21 protein-coding genes are annotated in these 21,697 nt (G+C 33.7%); 3 read left to right on the forward strand and 18 right to left on the reverse strand.

Annotated elements, in window-relative coordinates; genetic code table 11:
• Positions 1–35: 35 nt before the first annotated feature.
• The 7 genes from AC06G9_RS16735 to AC06G9_RS16765 form a co-directional block, all read right to left on the reverse strand.
• Positions 36–3,143, reverse strand: a complete 3,108-nt coding sequence (locus tag AC06G9_RS16735) for an HsdR family type I site-specific deoxyribonuclease (RefSeq protein ID WP_480956806.1) — start codon at positions 3,141–3,143, stop codon at positions 36–38.
• A 7-nt stretch (positions 3,144–3,150) separates the two neighbouring features.
• Positions 3,151–4,404, reverse strand: a complete 1,254-nt coding sequence (locus AC06G9_RS16740; protein ID WP_480956807.1) for an AAA family ATPase — start codon at positions 4,402–4,404, stop codon at positions 3,151–3,153.
• A 1-nt stretch (position 4,405) separates the two neighbouring features.
• On the reverse strand, positions 4,406–5,659 hold the full coding sequence (locus AC06G9_RS16745) for a restriction endonuclease subunit S (protein WP_480956808.1): 1,254 nt from the start codon (positions 5,657–5,659) through the stop codon (positions 4,406–4,408).
• Entirely contained in the window at positions 5,656–7,203 is a 1,548-nt protein-coding gene (locus AC06G9_RS16750) for a type I restriction-modification system subunit M (RefSeq protein ID WP_480956809.1), read from the reverse strand. Before AC06G9_RS16750 ends, AC06G9_RS16745 begins: the two co-directional genes overlap by 4 nt.
• 85 nt (positions 7,204–7,288) lie before the next feature.
• Positions 7,289–7,486, reverse strand: coding sequence for a helix-turn-helix transcriptional regulator (locus AC06G9_RS16755; protein WP_480956810.1), 198 nt, complete (start codon positions 7,484–7,486; stop codon positions 7,289–7,291).
• Between the two features lie 89 nt (positions 7,487–7,575).
• The gene (locus AC06G9_RS16760) at positions 7,576–8,322 is read right to left on the reverse strand and encodes a metallophosphoesterase (protein WP_480956811.1); all 747 of its coding nucleotides are present in this window, start codon (positions 8,320–8,322) and stop codon (positions 7,576–7,578) included.
• Between the two features lie 29 nt (positions 8,323–8,351).
• Positions 8,352–8,714, reverse strand: coding sequence for a hypothetical protein (locus AC06G9_RS16765; RefSeq protein ID WP_480956812.1), 363 nt, complete (start codon positions 8,712–8,714; stop codon positions 8,352–8,354).
• A gap of 259 nt (positions 8,715–8,973) precedes the next feature.
• Here AC06G9_RS16765 and AC06G9_RS16770 point away from each other — a divergent pair, with 259 nt between their 5' ends.
• From AC06G9_RS16770 to AC06G9_RS16780, 3 genes are all read left to right on the forward strand, one after another.
• Entirely contained in the window at positions 8,974–9,429 is a 456-nt protein-coding gene (locus AC06G9_RS16770; RefSeq protein WP_480956813.1) for a hypothetical protein, read from the forward strand.
• Between the two features lie 46 nt (positions 9,430–9,475).
• Positions 9,476–10,063: a hypothetical protein gene (locus AC06G9_RS16775; protein WP_480956814.1), complete on the forward strand. Its 588-nt coding sequence runs from the start codon at positions 9,476–9,478 to the stop codon at positions 10,061–10,063.
• 95 nt (positions 10,064–10,158) lie between these two features.
• Positions 10,159–10,719, forward strand: a complete 561-nt coding sequence (locus AC06G9_RS16780; protein WP_480956815.1) for a hypothetical protein — start codon at positions 10,159–10,161, stop codon at positions 10,717–10,719.
• A 17-nt stretch (positions 10,720–10,736) separates the two neighbouring features.
• On the opposite strand, the gene AC06G9_RS16785 is transcribed toward AC06G9_RS16780, so the two are convergent.
• The 11 genes from AC06G9_RS16785 to AC06G9_RS16835 all read right to left on the reverse strand — a co-directional run bounded on the left by AC06G9_RS16785 (position 10,737) and on the right by AC06G9_RS16835 (position 21,696).
• Positions 10,737–11,126: a hypothetical protein gene (locus AC06G9_RS16785; protein ID WP_480956816.1), complete on the reverse strand. Its 390-nt coding sequence runs from the start codon at positions 11,124–11,126 to the stop codon at positions 10,737–10,739.
• A gap of 33 nt (positions 11,127–11,159) precedes the next feature.
• On the reverse strand, positions 11,160–11,369 hold the full coding sequence (locus AC06G9_RS16790; RefSeq protein ID WP_480956817.1) for a hypothetical protein: 210 nt from the start codon (positions 11,367–11,369) through the stop codon (positions 11,160–11,162).
• A gap of 35 nt (positions 11,370–11,404) precedes the next feature.
• Complete coding sequence (locus tag AC06G9_RS16795; protein WP_480956818.1) at positions 11,405–12,862, reverse strand: relaxase/mobilization nuclease domain-containing protein; 1,458 nt, start codon at positions 12,860–12,862, stop codon at positions 11,405–11,407.
• Positions 12,846–13,181: a plasmid mobilization protein gene (locus AC06G9_RS16800; protein ID WP_480956819.1), complete on the reverse strand. Its 336-nt coding sequence runs from the start codon at positions 13,179–13,181 to the stop codon at positions 12,846–12,848. Before AC06G9_RS16800 ends, AC06G9_RS16795 begins: the two co-directional genes overlap by 17 nt.
• An 83-nt stretch (positions 13,182–13,264) precedes the next feature.
• Positions 13,265–14,146, reverse strand: a complete 882-nt coding sequence (locus tag AC06G9_RS16805; RefSeq protein ID WP_480956820.1) for a toprim domain-containing protein — start codon at positions 14,144–14,146, stop codon at positions 13,265–13,267.
• A gap of 97 nt (positions 14,147–14,243) precedes the next feature.
• Positions 14,244–15,416 carry a VapE domain-containing protein gene (locus AC06G9_RS16810; RefSeq protein WP_480956821.1) on the reverse strand — a complete coding sequence of 391 codons (1,173 nt, stop codon included), beginning with the start codon at positions 15,414–15,416 and terminating at the stop codon, positions 14,244–14,246.
• A 104-nt stretch (positions 15,417–15,520) separates the two neighbouring features.
• Positions 15,521–15,823, reverse strand: a complete 303-nt coding sequence (locus tag AC06G9_RS16815) for a helix-turn-helix transcriptional regulator (RefSeq protein ID WP_480956822.1) — start codon at positions 15,821–15,823, stop codon at positions 15,521–15,523.
• A 93-nt stretch (positions 15,824–15,916) separates the two neighbouring features.
• A complete protein-coding gene (locus AC06G9_RS16820) occupies positions 15,917–16,684 on the reverse strand; it encodes a hypothetical protein (protein ID WP_480956823.1) in 768 nt (255 codons plus the stop codon).
• Positions 16,685–16,696: 12 nt separating this feature from the next.
• Entirely contained in the window at positions 16,697–17,827 is a 1,131-nt protein-coding gene (locus tag AC06G9_RS16825) for a site-specific integrase (RefSeq protein WP_480956824.1), read from the reverse strand.
• A 163-nt stretch (positions 17,828–17,990) separates the two neighbouring features.
• Entirely contained in the window at positions 17,991–19,367 is a 1,377-nt protein-coding gene (mnmE, locus tag AC06G9_RS16830; protein ID WP_346605033.1) for a tRNA uridine-5-carboxymethylaminomethyl(34) synthesis GTPase MnmE, read from the reverse strand.
• 397 nt (positions 19,368–19,764) lie between these two features.
• Positions 19,765–21,696: an LTA synthase family protein gene (locus AC06G9_RS16835; protein ID WP_480956825.1), complete on the reverse strand. Its 1,932-nt coding sequence runs from the start codon at positions 21,694–21,696 to the stop codon at positions 19,765–19,767.
• Position 21,697 lies beyond the last annotated feature (1 nt).

Genomic DNA, 21,697 nt, shown 5'->3' on the forward strand with positions numbered 1-21,697 from the left:
TTATTTAAATTCTTCAATTTTAAAATTATCAAGACCTAAAGAGTCCCTCCCACTCCCTTAAACTTCTCTACAAAGGCACTAATTTTTTGAAAAACGTTTTGTTTCTTGGTTAAATATTGTGGATTTAACGGACTCATTTTAGGTAAAATAGCATTCAGCTCAGTACCATTTTCACTGGCAAATTCACGTTTTAACGATGCAGTTATGTATCTCTTTGTCGCGTCCTCGTTTAGATTTTCATCTGTAATTAATTCTGACGCCTCTATTTTTTGTTTTGCCTGTGCATATTCAAAAAAGGCATCTATTATACCTGCTTTATCTTGAATCGTATCAAGATTTGTTTCGTTAATAAAGTCAACAACTAAGGTCTCTTTTGCTCTATTGCCTATACTGGCACGGATAACTCTACGAATTTCTTCTACCAAAGCAACTTTATCTTTGGTATTTTTGTTGTGTTCAAAAATTAATTCGATAATGTAATCCAGATTGATTTCTTGTGATTTCAATAAGTCTATTTCAAAAACTACATCATCCCAATCGATTGTAGATTCCGCTGCTTCTTTTCCATTTTTTTCTCGTCTTATCCAATCGCGTATATCATTATAGGTAGAACGATAATCTTGAACTGTTCTTTCCGGCAACAGAACTATTGTTTGCATGGTATCAATTTCCTCATCTGTTACAAAATAAGCTTCTTTGAATGCATCAACAGCATCAGCATCATTCAAATCGATTTCCTGTAATGCTCTTAGATGGGTAAATTCATCGTAATTCTGTAATATATTTTCCACACGCAAGTATTCCCCAAAAAGCTTCGCAAATTCTTTTTTGTCTTTTTCTTTAACGATTTCATCAGGGTTAGGAAACCTTTCATTCAACTCATTTACAACATCAATATAACCTCTGCGGGCTTCGCCTGTTGCAATGTCTGTAAAGCCCTCCAAATACTCTTTATAGCTTTTTTCAAGCACCACATTTTTGGTGTTCTTATCACCAAATAAAGTAATGGCATCAATGGTCGCTTGTTCTAAATCTCTAAATGTAACGATATTGCCAAAAGTTTTTGTCGCATCATAAATACGATTGGTACGCGAAAAGGCTTGCATTAAGCCATGATAGCGCAAGTTCTTATCTACAAATAGCGTATTAAGCGTAGGTGCATCAAACCCGGTAAGGAACATACCTACTACAATAATCAGATCAACTTCTTTGCTCTTCACACGTTTTGCAAGATCACGATAGTAATTTTGAAATTCTTTGCTTTCAACCCCATAACTGGTTTTGAACATTGCGTTATAATCATTGATGGCTTTGGTTAAAAACTCCTTAGCACTACTATCCATTGCTGTTGGTTCAAAGGTTTCATCAGGAATTTCACCAACTGCATTTTGCTCTTCGTTTGCAGCAAAAGAAAAGATGGTTGTAATTTTAAGTGGTTTTTCAATCTCTTTTTGCTGGCGATTGAGTTCCTCATAATACAATTTAGCGGCATCTACACTGCTTACAGCAAACATTGCATTAAATCCTTTGTTGCTACCTTGATTTCTATGGGTCTTAATTCTGAAATTTTGCAAAATGTATTGCGAAATTTCTTTAATACGGGCATGGTGCAATAAGGCTGTTTTGTTTTCTGCTGCACTTATTTTTTGCTCGTCTTGCTCTTGCTCTATACTTTTAAATTGCGGACGGACATCGTTATAATCTACTTTGAATTTCAATACTTTTTCATCCCGAATAGCATCGGTAATCACGTAAGAATGTAGTTCACGTCCAAAAACACATGCTGTAGTCTCCGAACCCAAAGCGTTTTGCGGGAAAATAGGCGTTCCTGTAAAACCAAATTGATAGAACTTTTTAAATTTCTTCTTCAGATTTTTTTGGGCTTCGCCAAATTGTGAACGGTGGGCTTCATCAAAAATGAAAACCACTTGCTTTTGATAAATAGCTAAATCTCCCTCGCTTTTCATCAGGTTATTCAGTTTCTGAATGGTGGTTACTATAATCTTGTTGTCCTCTTTTTCAATATTCCGCTTTAATCCAGCCGTGCTATCCGAACCATTCACACTATCGGGAGAAAATCTTTGGTATTCCTTCATCGTTTGAAAGTCCAAATCCTTACGATCCACTACGAAGAATACTTTATCAATAAAATCAAGCTGTGTGGCTAATCTTGCTGCTTTAAAGCTGGTCAAGGTTTTCCCCGAACCTGTAGTATGCCAAATAAATCCACCACCTTCTGTAGAAGACCATTTTTTGGATTGATACGAACTTGCTACTTTCCATAAAATCCTTTCTGTTGCAGCTATTTGATACGGACGCATAATGAGTAATGTATCGCTTGTATCAAAAACTGAATAGGTAAGCAATACATTTAACAATGTGTGCTTCTGAAAAAAAGTTGCTGTAAAATCTTTCAGATCTTTAATCAAAGAATTATCCGCTTTTGCCCAATTCATGGTAAAGTCGAAACTGTTTTTATCTCGTTTTATAGTGTTAGCAAAATAACGGCTATCGGTACCGTTCGATATAACAAATACCTGTAAATATTTAAAAAGAGAGTTTTCGCTATTGAAGCTTTCTTTGCTGTAACGATGCACTTGGTTAAACGCCTCACGGATAGCCACCCCACGTTTTTTAATTTCGACCTGTACCAGTGGTAAACCATTCACTAAGATAGTTACATCGTATCGATTGGCATGCGCTCCTTTTTGTTCGAATTGTGAAATGACTTGCACTTTATTGCGAACAATGTTCTTTTTATCGACTAAATAAATGTTTTGGATGTGACCATCATCAAATACAAAATCGTAAATATAGTTATCATGTAACTTTCTTGTTTTATCAATGATACCATCCCCGGGTTTATCCAAATACTCAGCTACAAAACGAGTCCATTCCGCATCTGTAAACACCATATCATTAAGTATCTCCAATTGCACCCTTACATTAGCTAACATGGCTTGCTGTGTAGTAAGGTCTTTCGGGTTTTCATATCCCTGACTAATTAGGTCCTGGATAAATTCTTTTTCAAGTGCATGCTCCGTTTGATAGCTTACAGGAGCTTCGTTAAGCATAGAATGCTTGGTATACTTATCTAGAACAATGAAACTGTTTGATTCTGCTATGGTGTTATATTGTGGCATTACTTTTCTAATTTCTAAAATGGTTAAAAATCTCTGTTTCTCTCATGATATATGCAAGGATTCTTTTATGTTCATCCGTTAGTTCATATATTTCCTCACTTGAATGTTTAGAATGGTTAGAAATATTTATAATACGTGATAAATATAAATCTCTTTCTCCAGCCGTCCTTTCCGGCAATAACTCTCCCCAATTACTGCGCCCTAGAAAAGTAGATGTTTTTTCCAGAATATTTCTCAAGAAATTGAAGTGATATTTACTTATCTGACCAGAAACAATAGCATTTTCAATTTCTTTTTTTAGAAACAAGTGGTATGAAAAAGGAGAATCATTAGACTGATTAGATATTTGATATGTCCCATCATCCAATTTTTTTAAAAGATATTTTTTATATTTTCCGTCTTTCAATTCATTATGCAAAACATTATAAAACAATGGATTATGAGTGGTGATTATAAACTTAATATCTGATTCGTTTGACTTTATTAGTTTAGCTAAACTAACAGCCAACTCTATTAAATGATTTTCATCTAATGAACTTACAGGATCATCAATGAACACATACTCCAGATTATTAAATTTATTTGTACTACGTTCATCTGCATCAGGTACATTTAATACTTCTATAACTTGATCCAATAAATTATAAAAAACACTCCAGATAAAACAGCTCTCTTCACCTTTAGAAATTTTCACAGTCTCTGAATGTTCTTCATTTCCTCGTTCAAATGAAAATTTTATTTCTGAAAAATTTTCATTAAAATTAGGGGTCAATTTATCATTAGTATAATGCTGAAAAACTGATGTAATATTTTGATCTTGACCTTCTTCAGCAAGTACCCAATTTGTAAAAGTATTAGGCTGAATTTTTAAAGTTGGCTCAATTGTATCATTCGCTGTATCGTTATCCCAATAAAACAAATCTTCGGTAAATGCATTATAATACAATACTTTAATTTTCTCTTCTTCCGAATCATCTATTACTTCGTCATGATCTAATGCACTTAAATTATCGCCAGCTACACCTTCTTCATTATTTGTAGATTCATTTACTTCGGTATTTTCACTTGCATCTACTTCTTCTAATGGTAACTCTACTAAAGTTATTAATTTTTTAAACTCGCGAGAAAGGCGAGTTTTACCTGTTCCGTTAAAAGCATAAATAAGTTGTACTTTTACATCTACAGTAGTTTCAGGTCTAGCATTAATTACATATGTTGCATCCTTAAGTCTTTGGGCTATTTCAGTTAGTGTTTGTCCCATATTATGCTTCTATATTATCTTTAGGAAAGGTTAATAACATATCCCTATAATACTCATACTGTTTTTGTCGTAATTTTATTTCTTTTGGTAAACCTTCACTTATTGAATTAGTTAAGATGTCAAATTTGTCTAGAATGGAAACTACACGTTCTTGTTCTTCAGGAGTAGGTATTGGAATTACCGTCTTGCCTAAACCCTTTGCATTAATGGCAGAAATTTTACCAGAAGATATATACTTTTTAATCTGATCATGGAATTGTTTGGTTCGTGTAAAATAGGCTACAAACTTTGGATTTAAAACAGTTTTATATGAAAAACAGGCATCATGAATAACCACACCTTCATCGCCCAACCAAGCTGTCCCTTTTCCAATATCTTCGATTGTTTCACCAGCCGCAACGAGGACCACGTCACCTTTTTGGGCTAAACGCAGGTTTTTATTTTTAACGAGCTCTTCACTCACAAAAGATTTTGTTTCATCTGCCCAAGTACCATAGTGTGTGTACATTTCGCCATAATGAATAGTAGGAACTCCGTCAGTGATTAAATCCGTTTTTACAAAACGTTTACCTCTTTGAAACGCTCCGATCCTCTCATCATCCATAGATAAATGCTTCACTTCCTTCTCATCAAAACTCAACAAAGCTTCACGATAATAATTATACTGCTGTTTACGTGCTGTAAGCTCTGCTGTAAGCTCTGCTGTAAGCTCTGTAAACTTATCGAGAACGTTAACTATTTTTTGCTGAATTTCTAGTGATGGGACGGGGATTTGGAGTGATTTCCAATTTGGCTGTGTCAATCCAAATCGAGTTATCCCTTGTGCTTTTAGGCGAATTTGTTTTCGAACATCTGTTGAATTAAATAGATAGTTTAAAAAAGGAGGAGATAAAACATTTCTATCATTAATCCTTAATCTCATTATATGATAGCTATATACTGCATTATCAAAATCCTCAATTGCCATTGCAGAAAAGCCAATTTCATCAATAAGTTCTGATGAAGGAGTAATAAAAACATCTCCTTCTTTTATATTACAATCAATAATCTTTCTTTCACTTGCGGTTACAAACATAGTTGGCGTTTCATTTGAGATGTATTGATTTTTAAAAACATCAACAAAGTTTAATAGCCTTACTTTTGTTTCATTTGAGCTGATTTTCTTATCTACCCCAATGTTAGAAATTTCTACCTCATCACCCAAAGGTTTCCACTCCACGACAACGCCTTCCAATAATTTATCTAAATAACTCATGCTTCAATCTCTTTTATAATGTTATCAATATCGGCACGTAGTGTATTTATTTTTTCTACTTTTTTGGCAACTTCCTTGTTCAATTCGACTATATCAATCTTTTTACGATTGTCCTTAGCTTCTACATACGAGCTTACGGATAGGTTATAGTCGTTTTCTGCAATTTTAGCATTGTCGATAGATACGGCTACATGCGCTTCATCGGTTTTGCTATCGAAGAGATCCATTATCTTTTCAATGTTTTTGTCTTCCAACACATTGTTATTGGTTACTTTTCTAAAGAAACCCTCTCCCGTAGCATCTATAAACTGGGTTTTCGTATCTCCCTTGTGCTTGGAAAGTACCAGGATATTTACCGAAATAGAGGTGCCGTAAAACAAATTGGAAGGTAAAGCGATAACGGTTTCTACAAAATTGTTATCTACCAAATATTTTCTAATCTTTTGTTCGGCACCCCCTCTATAAAATATCCCAGGAAAACATACTATAGCTGCCCTTCCTTTACTGGAAAGATAACTGAGTGCGTGCAATACAAAGGCAAAATCGGCTTTAGACTTAGGAGCTAATACACCAGCAGGTGCAAAACGATCGTCATTAATCAGGGTAGGATCGTCCGAACCTATCCAATTGACCGAATACGGTGGATTGGACACAATAGCATCAAAAGGCTTGTCGTCGCCAAAATGAGGGTCAATCAAGGTATTGCCCAATGCAATATCAAACTTATCGTAATTGATGTTATGCAAAAACATATTCATACGAGCGAGGTTATAGGTTGTATGGTTAATCTCTTGCCCATAGAAACCATCTTCGATAATATGGTTGTCAAAGTGCTTTTTGGCTTGAAGCAACAAAGAACCCGAACCTGCTGCCGGATCGTATATTTTATTTACCGTAGTTTGCTTATGCATTGCCAACTGTGCTATAAGCTTGGATACGTGTTGCGGGGTGAAAAACTCGCCACCAGATTTTCCTGCATTAGCGGCATAGTTGTTAATCAAAAATTCGTAGGCATCACCAAAAAGGTCGATTTGGTTGTCCTCAAAACTCCCAAAATTCAACTCTTCCACACCTTTCAAAATAGCAGCTAAACGGCTGTTTTTATTTTCTACCGTATTTCCTAAACGTGTACTGGTTGTATCGAAATCAGCAAACAGTCCTTTGATGTCTTGTTCAGAAGGATAGCCGTTTGCAGAACTCTCGATTGCATCAAAAATAGCTTTTAAGTCGGTGTTGAGGTTCTCGTTTGTATTTGCTTTTTCAGCGATATTTACAAACAATTGGCTAGGATATATAAAATAGCCTTTTGTTCTTACTGCATCGGCTTTAATTTCAGGCGTTATGAAATCATCTGGTAACTTTGAGTAATCAACACTATCATCACCACCTTCCATATAATTTGCAAAGTGTTCACTAATATATCGATAAAAAAGTGTTCCTAATACGAAATGCTTAAAATCCCATCCATCTACAGAGCCACGTACCTCGTTGGCTATTTTCCATATTTTATTTTGTAATATTTCTCTTTGAACTGTACTCGTCATTTTTATTGTTTATCTCTTTACACAAATACTACATCACATTGCGTAGCATTAATAAAATATTCACTTATAATTAATATATTATTTTTTACTTACTTGAATTAATCAGATCTTTAACATCTATGTCCAACAATCTCGATATTTCCAAAAAAGTTTCCATTGAAGGTTGTATTTCATTCGTAGCCCACCTTGAAACAGTGACTTCACTTTTACCCAATTTTTCTGCTAGCCACTTATTAGTTTTGCATTTTTCAGCAAGAATTACCTTTAATCTATTGATTCTCATTAGCTGTTATTATATTAACATTTTGTGTTAAAAATACACAAAATGAATTATTAATTATACACTCAATTAGAATATATTTTTGATGAGTTTTACAACTCAAGAATCAACTCTCTGTCATAACCATTATAAGGTTCATCAATATAACCATGAGGATTACAAATAATTTCTGTTTTACCAATACGATAACGTGTCGGGGTATGTATATGACCATGAATCCAAAAATTAGGCTGATGCTTTAAGATGAAATCCTCCATGTTCGACGCATAGGCAGCTGTCACAGGATCAGTTTTGTATTGTTTGGGAACGGACTGCAAACTAGGCGCATGATGCGTAATAACAACATTTTTAGTCTTTTCAGACATTTCTAAACTTTCGCTCAACCATTTACGAGAGATTTGATGAATTTTAAACGTGTCAATAGTTCGTATTTTAGAATACGAGGGATCACGTTTTATCATCTTGTAATCGTTCATAGCAGACTGGCAAATAATACCATACTCCATCGGATCGCCAAAAATTGAAAAGTCTGTCCATAAAGTACAGCCATGAAATCGAACATCTTCTATATCAATAAATGAATCTTCCAATACATGAACATTGGTGTTTTTCACCAACGCCTTTAGTTTATTTAGGATTTTAGGATAAGAGCTTTTGTAATACTCATGATTTCCAAGCACATAAATCACAGGCTTCTTTTTAACCCTTGATTGTATCCAATGTAATCCCTTTATTCCCAAGTCAATGTCACCAGCAATCGCTACAACATCAGCATTATCGAAAGACAATTCCGATACACCAAATTCTTGATGTAAATCACTAATTATTTGAATAGTCATGCACAAATTATGAGTTAATTAATTTAATGTCATTCTACTTTTTTCATGACGTATACAATACCTGAGGTTCCCCCAGAACCGTTGTAGTTGCTGGTCAAATCCAGTGTATTGACTAATTCATAACCTAATTCCGACATATGATTAAGTACCGCTGCGTACGATTTTTTATTCGTTAAAATTTCAGACAACCTATCACCTTCATTCAATTCTGGTTCAGAATCTCCTAAATCAACTTTTACTTTCACCTTTTTCGAAAGGAATTTACCCTCAACCCGAATATATGCGTATGACACTTTTTCTTCATCAATATTATAATATAATTTGTCCAAACTCCTCGAATATGTATTAACGGAAAAAAGTAGAGCAAGTAATAATATTAAATATTTATTCATTTCTCATAATTTTATATCGTTTAAAATTACTCATTAACTCCTAACATTGCTATCTTTACCACAATATATTTATTGAACGTAACAGCGTAAGCTGATTAGTTGGTTACAGAAAACTGCGAATCTTCTCATAACCCAAAACTAGTCAGACTTACGCCCGTGCCTTATATGGGCGTGGGCTAAGTCTTTCTGGGTTAGGGTTCTTCGCAGTACCTCTGTAACGGATCGATTTTAGTTTCACGCCTTTCTTATTTTTCGAAATATGGCACAACCTCGTTTTTTCTTCAAGAACAAGAAATCAGTCCTACAGATTTTAACAGATCAAGAGATTGAATTAGCAATTGCTCTCTATCAACGAAAAGAGTCAATTGAACAGATTAAACTACAACTCGACATTAAAGCAGAAATAAAACGAATAAACCTTTATAAACATTTACCGTACGAAATCTCAGCCAATAAATGCTCTTGTGGAGATACACTTTACTACAAGATTCCAGCTAATACAATTCAGTCCAGACAACTTGTTCAATGTCTCTCTTGTGGTCATCACGAAGCGCCATGGTGTATGTGTGATGAATGTATAACGATGAGAAATTTCAGACGCGAAGAAGATATGAAGGAATTTATGACTTACATGATGGAACACATATTTCCTCAGGGAAAAGAATACGAAGATCCTTTTGAAGATACCAAAGAAAATACTTCAATATTTAAATAAGACCCTATATAAAATCTTTTTAGTTCTCAAATTAACAAATATTCAAATGCTCAATAAAAACTTCATTTCTTTCAAACTATTTTCAGTAGCAGTAACGCTATTATTTGTAACAGGTTGCAAACCTTCATTGAAAAAAGAGTCAAACGCAATAAGACAAACAATTTCTATTATTGATACTATCTCACACGATAACATTCCCACAATCAAAAATCTCATAAAAGAATCTCATCCAGCTTTGGAAGCTTATCGAAAGAAGGTAGTTGATATTTTAACGTCTGCAGATGCCGAAGTCTCACCAGAAGATATCTTTTCAAATCAAAAACAATTGATATCATTATACACGAATAACGTCGAAAGATATGACAAGCATCTCACTGGAGCGCAACGTAAAGTTTTTAGAAAATCGATGTTAGGCGGGGTTAAAAGATCTTTTGAAATTGCACTAGAACTCGACACCCTTGCAACACCACAATTTTCTAACTTACCTAATGAGGAAAAAGCAAAAATTGTAGCCGACACTGAAACGAAGATCGTTAAGGAATTTGAAGGAATGTCTGCTGCAGACGAATATATCAGAAAAAGGATTTATAATACGACTGAAGGTGTATTAGGAACAAATAGATTTCTTGATTAATATCAATTATCTGGGGAATAACAATCAAATATCACTATATTATAAAGTATCTTTAAATCAAGCACTAAATATTAATAATTCTTAAAGTAATCGATATGACAAAAATAAGCTACAAGGGTGACCATGAAGAATTCATCGAAGCGCTGTTTGCGACAGATTTTATCAAATCGTCTGAATTAACATCTACTTCTTTTATCGAGCAGTTGTTAAACGAGATTGCTATTGAAAAAAGAAATAAACGATTCGTTTATCCAACAGATTTGTTTAGTAGATTAAATTATGCCTGTGGTGATACTAACCCTGATTTAGATTATGAAATATTTCTGCACATGAATAGTTTGAATCTATCGTCCCAAACTATTCTCTCCCTATTGATTACTGATCTTTTAAGGTCTGACGAACAATCACTGGAATATAACTTAGGATCGTTTTCGGAAGAGGATGAAGGAATGAATGGATTTACAATAGAGGAGCTTTTTGCTAAACAACATGATTGTTTGCCAGACTATTTATTCAAAAAAACAATCGGTATGATTTACAATTTCGCTAGTGAATTTGATCTTTCGGATGGCCGGACCGATATTGAAACTTACACGGAGAAACTGGTATACTATAGAAATCTAGAAAGATATAATGAGCGAAAGTCTATCTATTAAAAAAATTATAATCCTTCTTAATGCCTTTTGATAAAAGCTTGAATAATGACCTTTATCAATAAATAACCACCATAACCCAAAGCTACTAGCAAAGATAGCCCGTAAAGGGTAAATAACGTTTGAACACTTGTTAATGCTATCAGACCAATAGAGAAACCACCTATTCCGACAATATATAAACTACTCTTACGACCAAACCAATAGGATAAATAAAAATACGCACCTATAATTCCAATTATTGGCATTATATAGAGCGCTGCTGAACTTTTCAATTCTTCTGGATAATTAGGGATATATAACAACTTATACAAAATCATTATGATGGCAAAGTTAAACGCTACCTTAAATAAAAATCCATAAAATTTTACAGATGACCTGTAATTTTCCTCATCTTCGTAATAACTCATCTTAATTTATTGAAATTTAAAACACAAAAAATTTTACTCGCTCCATAACGCTACAATTTTAGTCCCCATATCTGAGGGAATAAACTTAAGTTTCGAGACTTTACCAGTATTTAAATTTTTACCGTACCATTCATCACTTGCACAATCCATGGTTTGGAAAATCATTGGGACGTCAGCTTTTCTGTACCTTTCTATTATCCCTTCATGAATCTGATTTAAAAGTTTCTTTTTCGCTTGGTCCATATTTTAAAGATACATAAATATTAAAAATGTTAATATTATAAAGATGGCTTATTTTTAGCTTTTCTATCATTGCGCTGAGTATTCAGTCCATCTTTAGAATAACCAGGATTAAACATACTACTGATACCACTAATGTAATCAGCAACCCCTTCTCCAATCGTTTCTGCTTCCTTATAAGGTATATTATTTGAGTTTGCTGCACCTGTAGTTGATTTGAAATCTGGATGATTAACTGTTCGGCTTTTGAGCTCTCCGTCTTGACTCGATTGAAGATTACCGCCTGATTGTTTTTCAATGTTTCGAACCTCTCCAACACTTGCATTTGGAATTTGATCTCCATAGCGCGCTCTTGTTGTAGCGTTTGATTTGCTAATTGTCTGGCTGTCTCTAACTTGCTCATAACCTAGTTTTTTAAATATTTTATTGGAACTGAAATTTCTGTCTATATCGCTTGATTTATAAGCTTTACCATTATAGATTAAGCTCACTCCAGTCACTCGTCCGGTTTTGGCGACATTGAATAGGCAATTGATGCCACTTTGCTCTAAACTTCTTGTAAATGACCCTACTGATTTATTCTGCACTAATGCTTGATTTATAACTGCCTTTATAAATACAGAAGATCCCTCCCTTGTGGTATTTGCATACAAGTCCTTGAATCCCTGCGACACCAAAGCCTTATTTGTACGTTCGTTGATGTAATTCGCAAACTCAGGTAATTTATGATGATTTGTAAGTTTAAAATGTTCTAAAACCCTGGGCAATACAAAATCTTTTTTGAGTTTCGAAGCAGATATCACTTTTCCTTTATAAAGAAATAGTAAACCAGTTGGATTACTATTGAAATCTTGTCTGAAGAATATTTTTATTCCCTTTTGTTGTAATCGATTGACGAAATCATTTATATCGGCAGCTTTATCTTTCGAAACGGATACCAATAGCTCAAGCTCAGCTTTTATTGTTGGATTTTCCGTTCGCAGCGTATACTCAATCTCATTTTTAGTGATATTTTTATTTTTTGAATCATAAATGCTGTTGACTTTCATCAAATCATATTTACTCTCCAAATCTCTAAGAATTTCATTGCTTTTATGATAACTGTTACTATCGGAAACTGTCTTTCCATCAAGCTTGGTTCTGTGACAAAGGATGTGACAATGCGGATGATCCGTATCATTGTGCCGGACTATAGCGTACAAATTTTCTCCAAACCCCATTCCACACATATATTCTTTAGCAATAGCTAGCATTTTCTCATTTGACACTATTTCTTCCTTGCCAAAATTTAAACTGGTGTGGAACGTTGTCCGTTCTAGTCCTGGATTTAAATATTCCAAAAAACTGAGCTCTTTTCTAACAGAATCTGTATCTAAAGAAATAAGATTTGATTCTAGTAATTCAGCACACTCTTTGGCATCCGGGTGATTTATTTTATTGGTATTGTATTCCAATGCACCTATAAAGTTTTTGCCGATTTTAATTTTTGCTATCATGATTGACCAAATAATTAGTAAGCATATCTAACTTGTTTTTTATAGCCTGAATATTTGCGAGGAGGACGCCCTGTTCGATGGTATCCGCATTTATACTGCGTGCAATTTGATTGAAATTGTTTCCTATTCGTTTTAATTCAACAAATGAAGCCTGATCTACTAAAGGTATATCTGCTGGTTTAATCTTTGCCGTCAGAACAGCCATACGTATCAAATCTGAGGTATTCAATCCAGCAAATTTGCATAGACGCTCGATTTCCATAAGCTCTGCTTTAGAAACACGAAATGTAATCTTTATAGGTCTATTTTCTTTACTCATAATAATGCGAACACAGTGAGAATTTTGGAATGAGCAAGCGTGGTTTGTCCGACAACCACATAGCTTGCTCTATTTCGATCTCTTCATTTTTCTTTGCTCAAAAGAAAATCATTCAGATCCTTAAATCCTTTAAAACGATATCTCATATCTGAAAATTTAAGACCTTCAATTCTTGACAGTATCCTTAATTTATTTGTTGCCATCTCTCCCGCTTTGTCATTATCGAGACAACTTATTATATGTTTTTTGGCGGTCAAAAGTTCTTGTGTCATTTTGATATTATTAACAGAATTTAAAATGCAATAGTCTACCTTATATTCCTGATCTGGGAACAGCATTAGAAAACTTAAAAAATCGATGATTCCTTCAAAACAAATTATAGATTTTGTATCTGTGCGGCTAAAAATTGTTACTCCCTGCTTAGTTGCACATTTAAATCCTTCAGCAAATAGGTTATATCCATTAAGATGGTTTTTCGCACCAAGATTCCAATATATTTTACCATGAACTTGATATTGAAAAGCCTTCAAATACCGTGATGCTACCTCAATATCAATCTTTCTCATATTCTGTAGGTACCTACATAGCCCTGGATGATTCAAGATAGATTCATATGCGATTATTTTTAGGGAAGGGGAATTATACAACTTCGCCTTTGACAAAAGTGCTTGCTGGTGAAAAGAAAAACCACCATTAGAGAATTTACCTATAATATCCTTTACAGTTAAACTCGGAAATAGCAGCAAAATTAGATCGATTAAGGTGCCACCGAGATTATCAGCAGAATAATCAACCCATAGGTTGTTAGCAGACACTTTTAAACTTCCAGTCTTCTGCTCTGGATTTATTAAAGATTTATACATCCAATATCCATGATATTTACATTCTGGATAGATTGAGATTGATTGAAGAAAATCTGGTATTGGTATCGTATTGATCTCTTTGGTCCTCATAATTATTTTCATTTTAATTGTTGTTGTGTAGTCACTAACATATTTTTTACTGACTACACAAAAAACAAGGTTTAAACACTAATTATCTTACTCTTTACTTTATATGTAGTCATGTAGTCGGTATATATTTAATAAAGTATACACGTCTTGAATCTGAAATAAGTTCACCTTTAGCATTCATATGATTTCTTCTATTTACAGCAATAAACCCTAGTGATCGTAATGCCTGTCCAATTTTTTTATCATTATATTTTAAGTAGGTTTTACTTTGCAGATCATTTAGTATTTCTGATGACATCATAATTGCATCATAATCTTCTTCTGTGCCAATAGCATAATATTTAGAAATCATTTCGTACTCCAGCGTATGTGTTTTAAATAAGCTATTATATTGTTCGTTGTGGATTATCTCATCCTTAGATACTTCGCAGTCAAATCCATTCAGAAATAAATCATAAGCCTCACCCCAAACAAGATCTATATCAGTGTCTTTTGAATATGCCCAATCAATTTCCGAGACGTCGAAACATATCCATCGAACCGTTGCATCTGCGGTGAGAAAAGAATATGTATCCGTTGAACCAATGAAAGAAATTCTTCTTGGAGTCATTTTTGGATTATGGGCATATGGTCGTCTTACATTAACATGTAACCGTGACATAGATGATTTGAATTCTTCTAGATCGGTGTTCTTCATATTGCCTAAATCATCTAAAATGCAGATTAAATTAGCTGATAAAGCAATATCCATATCAGTTCCCAATCTTGGATTTTCTATATAATAGCTGGTGAGCTCTTCTGGGAGTAAAAACCTTGTAAATGAAGATTTTCCTAAATTTTGTCTACCAGAAGAAACAAGCACTATTGCATTTTTATTAAAGTAATTATTGCATAATGCACATTTAACCGTCCTAATAAACCATTTAGTAAATTGAACAATAAATCTATATTGATCTTCAGTCTTTACGTGTTCCAAAAAAGCACGTATATATCCAGAATGTTTAGATTCTACATACTTTTTGTGACATTTCTGAAAATATTCCAGAAAAGGATCGTATTTCTCAATTCTATTTGACTTGAGAAAGGTTATTACATTATTATTAGACGCCGCAAGTTTTTTAGCTTGTAATTCAATGACTAAATCATTTTCATTAGCCTCTGTATAGTCAATTTGACTCTTAGGTTTTACCTCAATTATATTTTGGACAATATTGTATCGGAAATCATAGTACTCTTTCAGCATTTTGATAACACGAATTAATTTTAATTCAATCACACTCATAATAGAAACTCTTATGTTTTAAAAATATATACAACTGAATTTCTTATATTTGCATTGTCGATAACATCAATAAGAAATTCCAAAGAAGGGATAAGTAGCAATACTTATCCCTTCTTTTTTAAGGTTCCTGAAATGTGATTAAAAGCTTTAATTTGTGATTCTTTTTTAGATTTATGGCTGTTACCCATCAACCATGAATCAATAGCTTCGCGACTAAAAAATAGTTTTGACCCACCCGACTCCGACTTAGAGTAGGGGATCTTTGATTCGTGAACCAGCTTATAAATGTAGGCAGGTTTATAACCTGTATAAAATGCCAGGTCATCAACATTCAAAATGTTTTTAAAACCGATTAAATATTTTTCTAATCGGTCTAATTTTTCTAATATTAATTCGTTTTTCTCCATGATCAACTTTGTTTGTTAAGTCAAGCAAAGAAATATAGAGTGGTAATAAAATCTGGCCGAAAGTTAAGTTCTTAACCAAATTAACCAATATTCTTAACCGTATTTTGGAGTAGGTAAAAATATAGATTCAATTATATTTTGTTCACGCGCATATTGATTCTTTTTTTTAATTAACATTTTCTTTTTGGCTGTAGAAACTGATGATTGAAGAGACGAAAGATTGATCTCTCCTTCAAAATCTGTAAATATTCTTAAAAAATAATCCCAAGGGAATTGTGAAATTCTAGGTAACATCCTCTCGTATATAACATTGATCTGATGATAATTCATTTGGAGATAGAAGAGAGACTTTTCTGGTAAAACTCCTTTTACTAGTATGTCTATAAATTGCTTTTCCATATTCAATTGAACGTTTACATCTTCATAAATTAAATATCCATTTGAAACCAAACTTCTAAATATAGCAATACCTTCTTCATATTGATAATTAGATTTAAAATCAGAAGAAGGCCTGTTCAGACTTCTCTTAATAGCGGGTACAAATCTCGTTTTAAATATATCACACCAAGTTAAGTGAAACATTATTCCAAAAAAGATAATCACTATCAAATAGAATAATTGTATATAGTTTAAATAGTTCACATCATCAGAAAAATTTGTCAATTGAATAAATGCTGTAACTGAAAATCCAATAGTAATTAAATGAAAGAACATTCTAGGTTTTTCTATTTTTGGTTTAAATTTCTTTGATTGTTCACCAAACATAAACTCAATAAATGATTTACCCCAATGCCAAGCTGCTCTGAATATTTGATATAAAAGGATTACTACTGAGGTGTAGTATATATAATCGTTTAACATATTGATATATTTTTAAAAGTTAAGTTCAGGAATTAAGTAAGCAGATTCACGCATTTTTGCATCTGCTATTTTAGCATATATAGCCGTAGTTTTAATGACTTTATGCCCTAAACGTTTTTGAACAGTATACAGATCAGCACCATTCTCAAGCAAAAGCACTGCATTCGTATGGCGTGCCGAATGGAAAGTAATGTGGCGCATGACTCCTGAGTTGAGCACCCATTTGGCTAATTCATTGTTATAGGTCATTCCATACTTCAAGCCCCTAAAAACTCGTTCATTAGGATTACCTCGTTCTCCAAGAAGGTCTACCGTCTGTTTAGATACATAAAGGTATTCCACACCATCAGTCTTCTTTTGTCTGAAATTTATACGATAAACCCCATTACCTTCATCACGAACCTCTGACCAAATTAGCTTATTGCAATCAGACCAGCGAAGTCCTGAAAGGCATGAAAACAGAAATGCGTTCTTTAGAACAGAATATTTGCAGTAAGTAATGATTAGTTTTTGGAGTTCTTCAAAGGTTAAGTATTCTCTTTGGGATTCCCCTTGATCAAAGCTCTTTAGTTTTTGAGCAAGATTTATGGTTAAGTAACCATCATTAAAGGCACTTTTTAAGCAAGCTTTGAATTTATTAAAATAGGTGTACTTCGAATTAGCGGACAAAGGTAAATTACTTTTGGTGCGAGCTTCTTGATCAAAGTAATGTCGAATCTTTTTACAGAAATCTTCTGTTACCTCATCAAAAATTAAGTTGGGACTTATGATCCTTACCAGATGAGACTGTACAGATGTCCAAACACCATAATTATTACTTGAATTAATGTGATCATTAGATTTTTCCTTAAAATAATCTAGAAAAGGTCTCTTTGCCTTAATGTTATTTTTAAGACCGTATTTACCCTGGGCATAATCTGCCTTATGGATAGCTAGGATACTTTCGGCAAGTTCAAGATTCTCTTTGTTATTTTTCTTTTCACTAGCTAGTTTAGGTTTTTCAAATTGGTAGAGCTTTAAATATTCAAAATCTCTAAGATGAGTACGTTTCCCATCATCACCTACTTTCATGCCTTTATAAAATTCTATATAAAGACTAATCATTCCGCTCTTCAGCTTCTTCTCCTTTAGTGTTATTTTCATTAGACTATATTCAAGGTGTACAATGCTACACCTCCAAATAATTTGGAGGTGTAGCAAATAGTCAACGAATATAGTAATAAAGTAATTTAAAGAAAAGACAAGTCGACCATAAAAGACTGACAGTCAAACAAAAGAACACAAAGTAAACTAAAGAAAAACAGATTTATTTCCCGATACAGAATTTTGAAAATATATTATCAAGTAAATCATCTGTTGATACCGATCCTGTAATTTCTCCTAAGTGATATAAAGATTGACGGATATCCATGGCTAAAAAGTCGGATGTTACAGGATTATCAATACCATAAAGCACACGTTCTAAGGATGACCGTGTATGTTGGAGGGCTTCTACATGTCGAATGTTGGTCACTAAAACGTCATCCGTATTTAAATTTGCCAGATTTACTTGTGCCAATAGCTCATCTTTAAGTTCTTCCACACCTATTTGCTCTTTTGCAGATATATACAACGGCTTAAGAAGCTCATAGTGTAATTTTTGTTCTTGTGTAAGCAAATCTGCTTTATTAATTATCGTAACAAACGGGATATTTAATATCGAAACTTCGGTGATCTGATTTTGAATATCTTGCACTTGATCTTGGGTCGGATCAAATAGATAGATGATCAAACGTGCCTGCTTCATTTTCTCGCGCGTGCGCTCAACGCCTTTGGCTTCGATCACATCTATTGTTTCGCGAATACCAGCTGTATCAATAAATCGAAATGTAATCCCTTTGATATTTATTTCATCTTCAATCGTATCTCTTGTGGTACCAGCAATATCGGATACAATGGCGCGCTCTTCATTTAATAAAGCATTCAATAAAGTCGATTTACCCACATTAGGCTTTCCCGCAATTACTACTGGTACTCCATTCTTCAGTACGTTTCCTTGTTCAAATGACGAAATCAATTTGCTCACCACTTGATTAATCTCTTTTATCAGACTTTTCAATTGATCACGGTTTGCAAATTCAACATCTTCTTCAGAAAAATCTAATTCCAATTCGATTAAGGATGCGAAATGGATCAAGTCGTCCCGTAACTTTTTCAATTGATTAGAGAAACCTCCCCGCATCTGCTGCATCGCAATCTGATGAGAAGCTGCAGAGTTTGATGCAATCAAATCTGCAACAGCTTCTGCTTGAGAAAGGTCCATCCCTCCATTCAAAAAAGCACGAAGTGTAAACTCTCCAGCTTTAGCAGCGCGAGCTCCCTTTTTAATCAGTAAGCTCATGACTCTTTCAATAATATACTTTGAATTATGTGTAGAAATTTCTACCACATTTTCTTTAGTATAGGAATTGGGGCCAACAAATAGTGAAACCAACACTTCATCAATGATCTCCTGACCGTCACGTATCGTACCAAAATGAAGGGTATGTGAGGGTTGTTTCAATAAATCTTTTCCTCTAAATACCTGATTGGTAATCACAATAGCATCTTTTCCTGAAAGACGAATTACCGCAATAGCACCATTACCACTTGCTGTGGCTAATGCCACAATTGTTTCTTGTTCCAAAATAGCGTGTTCAGACATGATGCAAAGATAAGGATTACTGCTGTAGTTCACGGACTAATGATTACAAATTGATACATTTGTGATCATGAATAGGGAATAGATATCAAATAGCTCTTTTCAGGTTCTAAAAAGATAGGAGTCTTTGTCTATAATTTACATTTTTTCTAAAGTTCTGTATTAAAACCTGACAAATCACTATAAGAATAAGTTTCAACCTATAGTCATTCTGTAAGCTCATTAGGGTAAATACCGATTGGCTATTTGAATAACTCATGAATTCAAAATAGATATAGACGTTAATATGCTATTATATTAACCCCACATCAAACAACACGAAACTGAGATAACTAGTCCTTAAAATATAAAAGCATCTCCGGCATGGAGATGCTTTTATATTTTAAGGACTTATGATCGATTATTTAATTTCGTAAATAAGTTTATTTTCAATCATCCTATTGTTATACTGTTGTTCAAAAGCTTTGAACTTGGTTTCCATTGTATCTAGCACAAGTGGTGATTGTTTTAATAAATCTTGCTTCATGAAACGATCATCTTTAAGATTATGTAATGATAGATTTTTTCTCCCGTCATTAATCAACAGATAATCTTTGTAGTAAAAATTATAAATTCCTGCATTATTATTCACGACAAAATTTTCTTTTGTAGGGTTCAATGCATCAAACCCAAAAGCAAAATAAGGTTTATCGTAATGCAAATAATTCAAAACGGTTGGCATAATATCAATTTGCTGTGCTAACTTATCACTTCTGCCTTTTAATTCCCCTCCTGGAGTATATAGAATAATAGGAATAGCAAAGCTATTTGCAGCTGTCTGATATTCTGGCAAAGCACTTACAGTTGCATGATCTGCACAGATGACAAACAGGGTATTTCTGTACCAAGGCATGGTAGCTGCAGTTTTAAAAAATTGACGTAAGGCATTATCCGTATATCCAATTGGTTCCTGAACAGGTAAGGGTCCTTTTGGAAAAACTCCTTCATACTTTGCTGGAACTTTAAAAGGATGATGCGAAGATAGTGAAAAGAAACTGGCAAAAAATGGTTGCTTAAAGGTATTGATTTCCTTTGCCATATACTGCATAAAAGGTTCATCCCAAATGCCCCATATACCATCAAAATCTGCATCATTATTATATTCATTTTTACCATAGTAATGTTGAATACCTGCTAATTTCATATAAGCTGAAAATCCCATACTACCATTTGGAGCTCCATGAAAGAATGCTGTCTCATAGCCTTCATCTCCCAATAATTTAGCAATACTGGTTGTTTTATTACCTGAATATACCGAAAGGACAAACGGTTCTCCTATCGAAGGAATGCCTGTTATAACAGAAGGGAGTGCATCAATTGATTTACGTCCATTGGCATAGGTATGTTCAAATGTATAACCTCCACGTATCAATGAATCTAAAAATGGTGTATACCCTCTATACTTTCCGTCTTGAATATCTTTATTTAACTCACCGAAATGTTCTTTAGCAAAGCTTTCCAAAATTAAAAAGACCACATTCATCTTTCTAAATGATGCTTTACCTTGTGGGTAATGGATCGGATTATATATCGCTGTTAATTCTTTTGGGGTATAAGTATGAATCGGTTTTAGATTAACAGCTTTCAATGTTTTCATTAAGCTAAAAGGTGTATTCAGCACAATATTCATCTCTTCAGGATTTGTTACATAGTCCCCTGCATTACTCAATGTAATGGGTCTAGTACTATGTGCCCATCCCCCGCGAACTCCACCTATAAATAGAAAAATAGCAAATAAAAAACAAGCGGTTTGAATACCATATGCAGCCCACTTGAAAGATTTCGGTCTGACTATATATACTAGATCATAGATCTTGACCAGTATATATATCAATACTGCTAGTAGTACAAAAAGATACCAATAATCCATACAAAAATCAAGAGCTAAAGACCCTAGATTTTGTTCATGCGAAAACTGGTCGAATACTGTACCAGTGGTTCTCTTCAAAGTAAAAGGATAATATACGAAATCAACTAAGTTTAAGGCAATTCCTATTGAATTGGTGATGATAAAAATCTTTTTCGCGGTATTTTGATAAGTTGTACTATATTTAAATGGAGCTGGTATAATCTGCATCAATAGATACAGCACATTTAAATATAATAATGCTACAATATCAAATTTGACTCCTCCCCAAAACATGTATAACAATTGATCAACACTGATATTCGGAAATAACGAATAATTGAACCAATAAAATCCAAATCTTAAAAAAGCGTAAATCAACAGCAACATCAGGAATCGAATCAACAAACCCAAATATGGTGCAAATGATCCTTTCAACTTTATCATA

The organism is Sphingobacterium sp. MAE, assembly GCF_056711605.1.